This window comes from Streptomyces sp. NPDC058470 (genome assembly GCF_042721055.1).
In the GTDB taxonomy this organism is placed as follows: Bacteria; Actinomycetota; Actinomycetes; order Streptomycetales; family Streptomycetaceae; genus Streptomyces.
In genome coordinates this window covers 22,075-32,127 of sequence record NZ_JBHXMF010000086.1, presented here as the reverse complement: position 1 = coordinate 32,127, position 10,053 = coordinate 22,075, and the positions used below count along the sequence as shown (strand labels likewise).

Below are 10,053 nucleotides of genomic sequence, written 5' to 3'. Positions count from 1 at the left end.
GTTCCGGCGGGCTCGGTACCGCCGGAACACGCCGTGGGGGTGCTCGCCGTCGCGGCGGAGAAGAGGTATCCGCCCCGGACGGCGGTTACCTCTTCTCCCGCGGAGCAGGAAACCCTGCGGAGCCGCAATCCCGCGGCGCCGGAACGGCGTCAGCCCTGGCGGCGCGCCAGCGCCATGGTTCGGTGGGCGCCTGCCACCACCGCCGCGTCGATGAAGGTGCCGTTGGGGAGGGCCTGGGCGCCGGGGGTGGTGGTGGCTGCCTTGAGGATGGACTCGGCGGTTTCGATTTCCTCCGGGGTCGGGAGGTAGGCCCGCTCGATGACCGGGAGCTGGCGGGGGTGGATGGCCGTGCGGCCGAGGAAGCCGAGGGCGCGGCCGTGGGCGCAGGAGGCGGCGAGGCCTTCGAGGTCGCGGATGTCGGGGTGGATCGACTGGGCGGGCGGGGCCAGGCCGGCTGCGCGGGCGGCCACGACGACGCGGGCGCGGGACCAGTCCAGGCCCGCGTCACCCCGTACGCCCAGGTCCGCACGGAGGTCGGCCTCGCCGAGCGCGATGCCGCGCAGGGCAGGGTGGGCGGAGGCGATGGTGAAGGCCTGTTCCACGCCGAGGGCCGTTTCCAGGAGGGCGTACAGGGGGATCGCGCCTCCGCCGGAGGAGGGCGCGTCCTCCGCGACCCTGACGACCTCGGCGGGCGAGGTCACCTTGGGCAGGCGGAGTCCCGACAGGCCGGGAAGCGGAGAGAGGGTCTTGAGGTCGGCTTCCGCGTGGGGGCTGTCCAGGGCGTTCACCCGGACGTGGACCGGGACCGGCTGGGGCTCGGAGAGGAGTTCCGCGGTGGCCGCGCGGGCGTACTCCTTGCGGTCCGGGGCGACCGCGTCCTCCAGGTCGACGAGGACGACGTCCGAGCCCGACACCAGCGCCTTCGCGACGACCTCCGGGCGGTCCCCGGGAACGTACAGCCAAGTGAGGGGAAAGGGGTGCACGGTCATAGCGCGCCCTCCGAGCGCAGGGCGTCGATCTCCCCGTCCGTCAGGCCGAGTTCGGTGAGGACCGTGTCCGTGTCCGCGCCGTGCGGGCGGCCCGCCCAGTGGATGGCGCCGGGGGTGGCGGAGAGGCGGAAGAGGACGTTCTGCATGCGCAGGGGGCCCAGTTCGGGGTCGTCGACGGTGGTGATGGTGTCCAGGGCCTGGTACTGGGGGTCCGTCATCACGTCCCGTACGTCCTGGATGGGAGCCACCGCCGCCTCCGCCTTCTCGAAGGCCTCCAGGACCTCGGTGCGGGTGCGGCCGGCGATCCAGCTGCCGACCGCCTCGTCCAGGACGTCCGCGTGGCGGGCGCGGTCCGCGCCGGTCGCGAACCACGGCTCGTCGATCAGCTCGGGGCGGCCGACCAGCCGCATCAGGCGTTCCGCGATCGACTGGGCGGAGGTGGAGACGGCGACCCAGGAACCGTCCGCCGTCCGGTAGGTGTTGCGGGGCGCGTTGTTCGCGGAGCGGTTGCCGGTGCGGGGCTGGACGTGGCCCAACTGGTCGTACCAGAGCGGCTGCGGGCCAAGGACGGTCAGGATCGGCTCGATGATCGCCATGTCGATGACCTGGCCCTCGCCGGTGCGCTCGCGGGCCGTCAGCGCGGTCATCACGGCGTACGCCGTCGCAAGCCCCGCGATCGAGTCGGCGAGGCCGAAGGGCGGCAGGGTCGGCGGGGCGTCCGGCTCACCGGTGATCGCCGCGAAACCGCTCATCGCCTCGGCGAGGGTGCCGAAGCCGGGGCGGTGCGCGTACGGGCCGAACTGGCCGAAGCCGGTGACCCGGGCGAGGACGAGACGGGGGTTCGCCGCTGAGAGTTCCGCCCAGCCGAGGTCCCACTTCTCCAGCGTGCCGGGACGGAAGTTCTCGATGACCACGTCGGCGGTGGCGGCGAGGCGGAGGAGGGTCGCGCGGCCGCCCGGCTTCGACAGGTTGAGAGTGATCGTGCGTTTGTTGCGGCCCAGGAGCTTCCACCAGAGGCCGACGCCGTCCTTCGACGGGCCGTGGCCCCTGGACGGGTCGGGCTTGGCCGGATGCTCGATCTTGATGACCTCCGCGCCGAAGTCACCGAGCATGGTCGCGGCGAGCGGGCCGGCGAAGAGGGTGGCGAGGTCGAGGACGCGCAGGCCGGTGAGGGGCGCCTGCCCCGGGTGCGCGCTCATGAGGTGGACCGCAGGGTGTGCGAGGCCTGGGTGTCGATCTCGGCACGGTAGGGCATCGAGGACGTCGCCCCGATCCGCTGTACCGACAGCGCGGCGGCGGCCGACGCCCAGCGCAGGGCCTCCGGCATCTCCCGGCCCTCGGCGAGTGCCACCGCGAGGGTGCCGACGAAGGTGTCGCCCGCGCCGGTCGTGTCCACGGCGGTCACCCGGGGCGCGTGCACGGTCAGTGGTTCGGCGCCCCGGGCCGCGTACAGGCTGCCCGCCGAACCCAGCGTGATGACGACCTCCGGGACCTGGTCGAGCAGTGCGGCGGCTGCCCGGCGGGGGTCGGTGACGCCGGTGAGCGCGGCGGCCTCGTACTCGTTGGGCACCAACAGGTCGATGGCGGCGAGGAGTTCGGGTGGCAGCGGCTGGACCGGGGACGGGGTCAGGATGGTGCGTACGCCGTGGCTGCGCGCGGCTTCGGCGCCCGCGAGAACGGCCGACTGCTGGATTTCGAGCTGGAGCAGAAGCCCGTCGGCGGTGGCGATGAGGCCCTCGTCGCCGGGGGCGAGGTCGGTGACGCTGCCGTTCGCGCCGGGGATGACGACGATCGCGTTGCCGCCCTCGTCGTCGACGACGATGTGCGCGGTGCCGGACGGGCCCTCGGTGGTGCGCAGATGATCGGTGTTCACGCCCGAGTGCTCCAGCGTGGAACGGAGTTGGCTGCCGAAGGCGTCCACGCCGACCGCGCCGATCAACGAGACGTCGGCGCCCGCGCGCACCGCGGCCACCGCCTGGTTGGCGCCCTTGCCTCCGGGGATCGTACGGAACTCCCTGCCCGTCACGGTCTCTCCGCGCTGCGGGGCCTTGGCGACGTACGCGACGAGGTCCATGTTCGTGCTGCCGAGTACGGCGATATGGGTCATGGGCGGGGTGCCTCCCGGCGGGTGAGCTGGTGGGTCAGCTGGGCGAGGGTGTCGAAGCCGGTGCCGTTGAAGTCGGCGATCGAGGTGGCCAGACGGTTCTTGAGGGGGCTGGTCCAGCGGTCGGGGAGGGCGGCGGGGTCTCCCGCGAGCAGGCCCGCGATGCTGCCCGCCGTCGCGCCGTTCGAGTCCGTGTCCCAGCCGCCCGACACCGCGCGGCAGATGGAGCCGGAGAAGTCGCCGTTCGCGTGGGTGAGTGCGGCGGCGATCAGGGCGGTGTTGGGGATGGCGTGGACCCAGTGGTAGGCGCTGTGGGTGGTGTGGAGTTCGTCCACGACGACGTCGAAGTCGTCGTGTGTTGCGGCGAGTTGGATCGCCTGGTGGATCGCCTTTGCCAGGCGGGAGGTGGGGGGTACGACGGTGAGCCCGGTGCGGAGACAGGCGTGGATGTCGCTGGTTACGGTGGCCGCCTCGGCGATGGTGGCCGCCGTGAACATCGCCGCGTAGACGCCGTTCGCCGTGTGGGTGAGGGTGGCGTCGCGGTGGGCCTGTTCCGCGGCGGCCGCCGGGTCGCCTGGGTTCGTCCAGCCGTGCACGTCCGCGCGGATCAGGGCGCCGATCCATTCGCGGAACGGGTTGCGGTGGCCGGCCGTCTGTGGGGGCTCGATGCCGGTGAGGAGGTTGCGGTAGGCGATACGTTCCGCGGTGAACGTGCGGCCTGCGGGGAGTTCGTCCAGCCAGAGTCGGGCGACGTCGGTGGTGGTGAAATCCCTCCCGTGGCGTTGGAGCAACAGGGTGTTCAGTAGGGGGTAGTTGAGGTCGTCGTCCTCCGGCATGCCGTCGATGTTCTCGGCGAGGGAGGTTGGCGCGGAGCGCTTGTTCCACGGGTACGTGTGGGTGAGTTCCGCGGGGACGCCTTTTGCGGTGAACCAGGTGTGCAGGGGCCAGTTGCCGGTGGCTCGGGCGAGTTCTCGGATGCCGCGGAGGGGGAGTTTTTCCACCGGTTTGCCGAGTAGGCAACCTGCGGCTCGGCCCAACCAGGCGGCTTCCAGGTGGGCCTGGGTGGGGGTGGAGGTTGGGGTGGGTGCGCTTGCCTGCGCTTGCAGGGTGCCGCTCTCTGTGGGACGGGCGCCGCCCCTAGCGGCACGCATGCCCACAGCGAGGTTGGGGGTGGCGGCACCCGGTGCCTGCGGGGCCGCAGTATGCGAGGGCCAGATCGGGCAGTGGGCCTTGATCTGGGTGAGGTCTGTGGGTTCTTGGTCCGCCAATCTGCTTGGCAGGTCGGCCAGTTCGTCCAGGAGGTCATCCGCCAGTGCCCGCAGGTGTGGTGCGGCCGGAGTTGGGGACGCACCCGCGTGGGACGGGGCCGCCGGGCCGCCCGCCGCTTGCCAGCGGGCAGCGATGGGTGCCGGGTCTCGGCCGTCCTGGGTCGCCTGGGCGAGTTCGTGGCCGACGAGGTCCTCGGGCTGGACCCAGGTCAGGCGGAGGCCGGTCATCGTGGGCCGGCCAGTGTGGCGTACGCCGTCTCGTGCGTTCGTCTGCGCTGTACGTCCCGTTCGAAGATCTCCTGGGTGACCTCCGTGAGCGCCTTCGCGGGCGCGTCGAGGTCGAGGCGGCTGGACTCCGCGACCGTCTTGGCCCAGTCGCGGGGGATCTCCGAGCCGAGCGCGCCGGCGAGGGCGCCGGACATGGTGGCGATGGAGTCGCAGTCGCGGCCGTAGTTCACGGAGCCGAGCACCGCGTGGCCGTAGTCGCCGCCGGAGATCACCAACATGCCCAGCGCGATGGGGAGTTCCTCGATCGCGTGCAGCCGGGAGGGGCGGCGGGCGCCGAGTGAGGGGGACCGGTAGTCGGGACCCACCGTGTCGAACGGGGTCACCGCTTCGCGCAGCGGGCCCAGCGCCGACTCGAAGTTCGTGTGGCGGGCGGCGACTTCGCAGACCGCCTCGATGGCGGCGCGGGTGCCGTCCTTCGCCAGGGCCAGGCAGGTGTCGATCACGGAGGCGGGGGTGGCCCCGGGGACGCAGGCCGCCGCCACCGCCGCCGCGAAGACGCCGGCGGCCTCGCGGCCGTACGACGACTGGTGGGCGCCAGCGATGTCGAGCGCCTCGGCGTACGCTGCCGTCGGGTTGGCGGCGTTGACCAGGCCGACCGGGGCCATGTACATCGTGGCACCGCAGTTGACGATGTTGCCGGTGCCCGCCTCCCGGGGGTCGATGTGACCGTAGTGGAGGCGGGCCACCAGCCACTTCTCCGCGAGGAAGATCCGCTGGAGGGGAAGGGCCTCCGCCTCCAGCTCGGGGATCCAGCGTGGGTTGCCCATGAGGTCGGGGACCAGGTGCTCGGCGACGGCGTACGCGTCGAGGTGGTCGCGGACCGTGGCGTACACGCGCACCAGCGCGTGGGTCATCAAGGTGTCGTCGGTGACGTGCCCGTCGCCCTTGTGGTACGGGGCGATGGGACGGGCGGTGCGCCAGGCGTCGCCGTTCCAGGGGCCGACGACGCCGTGCACCCGGCCGCCGTGGCGCTCCACGATCTGCGCGGGGGTGTAGCCCTCGACGGGGCCGCCGAGGGCGTCGCCCACCGCGGCCCCGACGAGGCTTCCGGTGATCCGCTCTTCCAGACTTGCTGCTCCTTTGGGCGTCATGCCCGAATCATCCCTCTGGGGTCGTCAGTTCCATCGCTTCGAGGAGATCGGCGAGTCCGATGAGATCCGTGCCGGTCAGACGGGGCAGGGCGCAGCCGGAGAGAGTGCGGCAGGCGTCTCGCCAGGTGGCCGGGATCGCGTCGCCGCCGCCGAGTGCGCCGGTGAGGGCGCCCGCGAGGGCGGGGGCCGAGTCGGCGACGCGGGACAGGCATGCTGCGGCGGGTACCGCCTCGGCGATCCGGCCGCGCGCGGCGGTGGCGAGTGCGAGGGCGACGGGGACGGTTTCCGCCGCCGCGATGCCGTAGCTGTACACGTGGTCGACGATCTGGTGTTCCAGCAGGGGCACCAGGGCGAACGTGCCCCCGCTGGCGCGGGCCAGGTTCAGCGCGTACCGGGCGTTGCGGCCGATCTCCGTCGACTCGGGGAGTTCGGCGAGGGCGGCGTCCGCGCAGGCGTCGACGTCGGCACCGGCGAGGGCGAGCGAGATGGCGGCGGCCATCGCGCGGGCGCCGTGCACGCCGTCGCCGTCCTGGGTGTAGCGGGCGTCGAACTCGGCGAGTTCCGCGGCGAGTCGGGGGTCGCCCGGGTGGGCCACGGCGAGCACGCAGGCCCGTACGCAGGCCGCGTCGTCGAAGTAGTGGGGGTTGTCGTGGCCGGTGGCGGGCGGGCGCAGGCCGGCGGCGAGGTTGCCTAGTCCGGCCCGTACGGAGATCCGGGCGCGCAGGGGGAGCAGGGCCGATTCGACCTCGGGGGCGCGGTCCGCTGCCGCGGCGACCTCGCTGGCGATCGCGTTCCACGACAGGTCGATCGACGCCCGCATGCGCCGCTCGCGGCTCAGGTCTCCGAGCGCGATCGCGTCCCCGGCCCGCAGTACCGCCTCCGCCGCGAACGCCGCCCACTCCGCGTCGTCCGACGGGCCGAGCCGCAGGGGCTCCGGCGGCTGGTTCAGCGCGATCGGCACGGGCAGCGTCGTCGTCGCGTTCTGCTCCGCGAACGTGTCCAGTTCCCGGGTCAGACGCCGCGTCCACTCGGGCATCCGGGCGGCGCGATGCCGGGCCGCGGGCCAGCCCGCGGCGTCGCCTGCGGCGAGGCCGAGGAGGAGACCCTCGATGCGACGGGGGTGCCCCGAGGGGGCGGTCTCTCTCGCGTCGCGGGGGACGGGAGCTGCCGCGGGGGCGGGACCCGCGGTGGGGGCGGGACCCGTCGCGGAGCCGGGATCCGTGATGGGGCCGGGATCCACTGCGTGGGCGCAGCCCGCCGCGGGGACGGGACGCACTACGAGGAGAGCATCCGCCGCAGGAACAGTGTTTGCCGAGAGGACTGCGTCCGAGGAGGGGACCTTGTCCGCCCCGAGGGCGGAGGCGGCCCGGGGGTGAGCGGTATCTGTGGAGAGGGCGGTGTCTGCGGAGGGGACACTGTTTGCCCGGAGGGCGGAGGCGCCCCGGGGGTGAGCGGTATTTGTGGGGACGGCGGTGTCTGGGGAGGGGACATTGTTTGCCGAGTGGGCGGATTCCGCAGGGAGGGCGGTGCCTGCTGAGGGGGTGGCACTCACTGCAGGGGCGGAGTCCGTGAGGGCAGGGTCTGCGGAGAGGACAGCGTCCGCCGCCGGGGCCGAGTCCGCCGACAGGGCCAGGCCCTCGCCCGGGTCGTCTCCCACCAGGCCGGGGTTCACCGCTGCCCCTCGTTCTGGTCGGCGGCCAGGGCGAACACGTCCGGATCGGGGGTGGGCCACGCGCCGCCCGGCCCCGCGTCCCGCGCGAGCTCGCGCGGATCTAGTGCGGGCCCAGCCCCTGCCCGTACGGGCTGAGCTCCCTCCCGTACGGGCCGGTCCCCTTCCCGTACGGGCTGACCTTCCTCTCGTACGAGCCCTGCCATCTCCCGTGCGGCCCGGCCGTCCTCCCGTACAACCTCGTCCCAGCCCTGTACGAGCCCGTCATCATCCCGTACGCGTCGTCCCCCGGCCGCCCACTTCCCGTCATCCCCCGGTGTCAGGAGTTCCGCCACGTCCAGTACGTGGTGGCCCGCCATGGAGGGGAGGCAGCTGCCCAGGGCGGGGCCGATCGCCGCAGCCCAGGCGGCCGGGATCGATGAGGCGCCGCGGGTCGCCCCGGCGAGTGCGCCTGCGACTGCTGCTGTGGTGTCCGCGTCGCGGCCCATGTTCACGGCGGTGAGGACGGACTCGGTGAAGTCGCCGTCGGCGGCCGCGTACGCGCCGAAGGCGAGGGCGACGGCCTCGGGGGCGAGGTCGGTCCAGGGGTAGCCGCCGATGACGACCGCCGAGCGGACCGCGCGTTCGCCGCGGTGGGCGACGGCGACCGCGCGGCGCAGGGAACGGGCGGTCCAGGAGTCGTCCGGGATGACGGCAAGGGCGGAGGCGACGACGGCGATGGTCGGGGCGCCCGCCATGGCCGCCGCGACGCCCGCAGCGACCGCCTGGCCGCCGTAGATGCCCTCGCCCTCGTGGCTCACCGAGCCGTCGATCGCCACCAGTCGGGCCGCCTCGGCGGGGCGACCCGCGGCGAAGACGCCGAAGGGCGCCGCGCGCATCGCGAGCCCGTCGCTCCACGCGTGCCGGTGCTGCGCGGAGATCGGTGCGGCGAGGCCCCGGCGGAGGTTCTCCAGGGTGCCGCGCTCGCTGAAGCCGGCGCCCCGGAACGGACCCTCGTCCCGGTCCGCGATCCACTGGTGCCAGGCCGCCTCGACATGGGCCACGGTGAGCGCCGAGCCGTGCCTGGCCAGCAGCAGGCCGGAGAAGATCGCGTACTCGGTGTCGTCGGTTCCGGCCGGACGTTCGGCGACGTACCCCGTGATCCGGCCCCACTTCGCGCGGATCTCGGACGGTTTCATGTTCTCGGCGGGCGCGCCGAGCGCGTCTCCGACGGCGAGACCGAGCAGCGCGCCGCGCGCCCGTTCGCGGAGTCCGGCGGCGTCCCCGGAGGCCGGGGCCGAGGGAATGCAGGCGATGGAAGCCATACGGTGCTGCTCCTCTCAGGGCTCCATCGCCGGCGTTCGCGGCGAATCAACGCGCGGACACCTGAGAGACCCGCGCGGAACCCTTAGCGGATCTGTCCCACCTCCGCGGTTCAGCAGAGCCTCGCGCACCTCAGCATCACCCGGTCGACATCTGCGCGTCATCTGCCACGGATGAGCGAGAAACCGTAAACGTGCAGGTAAGCCCAGCCTTTCCTTGCTGGCGAGCTCGAAATTATCGGCGTACTTTGGCTGTTGTCGAAATATAGAACCAGTCCAAGAAGTGCACCCCTGGGGGACCCGCATGGCCATCATCGAGACCGAAGCGACGCTGCACGAGGCGCACCGCGACAACCACACCCACCGGGACGTCAACGGCGGCTGGCTGCGCCCCGCGGTGTTCGGTGCGATGGACGGCCTGGTCTCCAACCTGGCGCTCATGACCGGCGTCGCCGGCGGAGCCGTGTCGCATCAGACGATCGTCATCACCGGGCTCGCGGGTCTCGCGGCCGGCGCCTTCTCCATGGCGGCCGGCGAGTACACCTCCGTCGCCTCGCAGCGCGAGCTGGTCGAGGCCGAACTCGACGTCGAGCGGCGGGAGTTGAGGAAGCACCCGAAGGACGAGGAGCGGGAGCTCGCCGAGCTGTACGAGAGTCGCGGTGTCGAGGCCTCACTCGCGCGCGAGGTCGCCCGGCAACTGTCCCGCGACCCCGAACAGGCCCTGGAGATACATGCCCGCGAAGAGTTGGGCATCGACCCCGGTGACTTGCCGTCCCCGACCGTCGCCGCGGTGTCGAGCTTCGGCTCCTTCGCGCTGGGCGCCCTGCTCCCCGTACTGCCGTTCCTGCTCGGGGCGACGGCCCTGTGGCCCGCGCTGCTGCTCGCGCTGATCGGGCTCTTCGCCTGCGGCGCGGTCGTGGCCAGGGTGACCGCGCGAAGCTGGTGGTACAGCGGGCTGCGGCAGCTCGCCCTCGGCGGTGCCGCGGCGGGTGTGACGTACGTCCTGGGCAGTCTGTTCGGTGCGGCCGTAGGATGACATGTTGGGCGCCTATGCGGCCGACCGCATAAGTAGTCGTTACCCGGCGGTTTCGAACGCTTAACCACTGGGCATGAGCCGTAAGCGCTGTGGGCAATGAAGCCCTCTCTGCACAACCGTGGCGGGTGACGTTGCCTGCCACGCTCCGGGTCGACGGACACGGATCTGTCCGATTGACCCCCTTAAACTCCACCGCCGTGCGCGGTACCCCCCGCGCCCCCTCGGTGTCCGCATGTTGGAACGTGGTATCCGGTTCCCGAGAACCGCCCCATCATGTAACCTGCACGAAATTTTGCGCACATAAAGC

Annotated in this window: 8 protein-coding genes; 1 reads left to right on the top strand and 7 read right to left on the bottom strand. The window is 72.6% G+C overall.

Annotated features, from left to right (window positions below):
- Positions 1-149: 149 nt before the first annotated feature.
- The 7 genes from ACFWP7_RS39190 to ACFWP7_RS39160 all read right to left on the bottom strand — a co-directional run bounded on the left by ACFWP7_RS39190 (position 150) and on the right by ACFWP7_RS39160 (position 8,713).
- Positions 150-989: an HpcH/HpaI aldolase/citrate lyase family protein gene (locus ACFWP7_RS39190; RefSeq protein WP_384392234.1), complete on the bottom strand. Its 840-nt coding sequence runs from the start codon at positions 987-989 to the stop codon at positions 150-152.
- On the bottom strand, positions 986-2,188 hold the full coding sequence (locus tag ACFWP7_RS39185; RefSeq protein ID WP_384392233.1) for a CaiB/BaiF CoA transferase family protein: 1,203 nt from the start codon (positions 2,186-2,188) through the stop codon (positions 986-988). The genes ACFWP7_RS39190 and ACFWP7_RS39185 overlap by 4 nt, the downstream gene beginning before the upstream one ends.
- Complete coding sequence (gene rbsK, locus ACFWP7_RS39180; RefSeq protein WP_384392230.1) at positions 2,185-3,096, bottom strand: ribokinase; 912 nt, start codon at positions 3,094-3,096, stop codon at positions 2,185-2,187. Before rbsK ends, ACFWP7_RS39185 begins: the two co-directional genes overlap by 4 nt.
- The gene (locus ACFWP7_RS39175) at positions 3,093-4,589 is read right to left on the bottom strand and encodes an ADP-ribosylglycohydrolase family protein (protein WP_384392225.1); all 1,497 of its coding nucleotides are present in this window, start codon (positions 4,587-4,589) and stop codon (positions 3,093-3,095) included. The genes rbsK and ACFWP7_RS39175 overlap by 4 nt, the downstream gene beginning before the upstream one ends.
- On the bottom strand, positions 4,586-5,740 hold the full coding sequence (locus ACFWP7_RS39170; RefSeq protein ID WP_384392223.1) for an ADP-ribosylglycohydrolase family protein: 1,155 nt from the start codon (positions 5,738-5,740) through the stop codon (positions 4,586-4,588). The genes ACFWP7_RS39175 and ACFWP7_RS39170 overlap by 4 nt, the downstream gene beginning before the upstream one ends.
- Before the next feature lie 7 nt (positions 5,741-5,747).
- Complete coding sequence (locus tag ACFWP7_RS39165; protein WP_384392220.1) at positions 5,748-7,016, bottom strand: ADP-ribosylglycohydrolase family protein; 1,269 nt, start codon at positions 7,014-7,016, stop codon at positions 5,748-5,750.
- Between the two features lie 392 nt (positions 7,017-7,408).
- Positions 7,409-8,713: an ADP-ribosylglycohydrolase family protein gene (locus ACFWP7_RS39160; protein ID WP_384392218.1), complete on the bottom strand. Its 1,305-nt coding sequence runs from the start codon at positions 8,711-8,713 to the stop codon at positions 7,409-7,411.
- A 301-nt stretch (positions 8,714-9,014) separates the two neighbouring features.
- On the opposite strand from ACFWP7_RS39160, the gene ACFWP7_RS39155 reads away from it, so the two are divergent.
- Entirely contained in the window at positions 9,015-9,746 is a 732-nt protein-coding gene (locus ACFWP7_RS39155; RefSeq protein WP_384392215.1) for a VIT1/CCC1 transporter family protein, read from the top strand.
- Positions 9,747-10,053: the final 307 nt, after the last annotated feature.